The organism is Staphylococcus sp. GDY8P57P, assembly GCF_017892585.1.
In the GTDB taxonomy this organism is placed as follows: Bacteria; Bacillota; Bacilli; order Staphylococcales; family Staphylococcaceae; genus Staphylococcus; species Staphylococcus borealis.
This window is the reverse complement of the sequence record NZ_JAESLK010000118.1, coordinates 1-797: the sequence shown is the minus strand read 5'-3', so window position 1 is coordinate 797 and position 797 is coordinate 1. Positions and strand designations below refer to the sequence as shown.

The following is a 797-nucleotide window of genomic DNA, read 5'->3' as shown; positions in this document are numbered from 1 at the left end:
ACATAATTCTAATTTAGTAACTTCAATGGATCTTGTAGAAGTTAACCCATTAATAGATCATAATAATGATACAGCTGAACAAGCTGTTGGGCTTGTAGGCAGCTTCTTTGGAGAAACGTTATTATAAATAATAAAGCAAACGGATGTAGAAAATAAATACTAAATATGACAGTTAGTGTTATGATTGGTATAATAGGTAACATGGGAACAGATAACCGGAGGAGATGTTATGGATTTATCCAACTTTTTTGACGACTGGAGTACAGTAAAAATTATTGCTAGTGTACTCGATTTACTCATCGTATGGTATGTACTTTATCTTCTCATTACAGTTTTTAAAGGTACCAAAGCCATTCAACTATTAAAAGGTATTGTCGTGATAGTGATTGGCCAACAATTGAGTAAAATGCTTAACTTAACAGCAACATCCCGTTTATTTGATTTAGTTATTCAATGGGGTGTATTAGCATTAATTGTAATATTCCAGCCAGAAATCAGACGTGCCTTAGAACAACTTGGTCGAGGCAGTTTATTCAAACGATATTCTACGAATTTAAATAGTGATGAAGATAAATTAATATCATCTGTGTCAAAAGCTGTACAATATATGGCTAAACGTCGTATAGGTGCTTTGATTGTTTTTGAAAAGGAAACAGGTTTACAGGATTATATTGAAACTGGTATTGCTATGAATTCAGAAATATCACAAGAATTATTAACGAATGTGTTTATACCAAATACGCCATTACACGATGGTGCAATGATTATTCAAGCAAATAAAATTGCAAGTGCAGCAT

At 32.4% G+C, this 797-nt stretch carries 2 protein-coding genes; both read left to right on the top strand.

Features of this window, described 5'->3' with window-relative positions; all coding sequences use genetic code 11:
• A partial coding sequence (locus KA878_RS13850) for an arginase family protein (RefSeq protein WP_210142239.1) occupies positions 1-127 on the top strand: 127 nt, incomplete at its 5' end.
• Positions 128-229: 102 nt separating this feature from the next.
• Positions 230-797: diadenylate cyclase CdaA (gene cdaA, locus KA878_RS13845; protein WP_210142237.1), on the top strand; the 568-nt coding region annotated here is incomplete at its 3' end.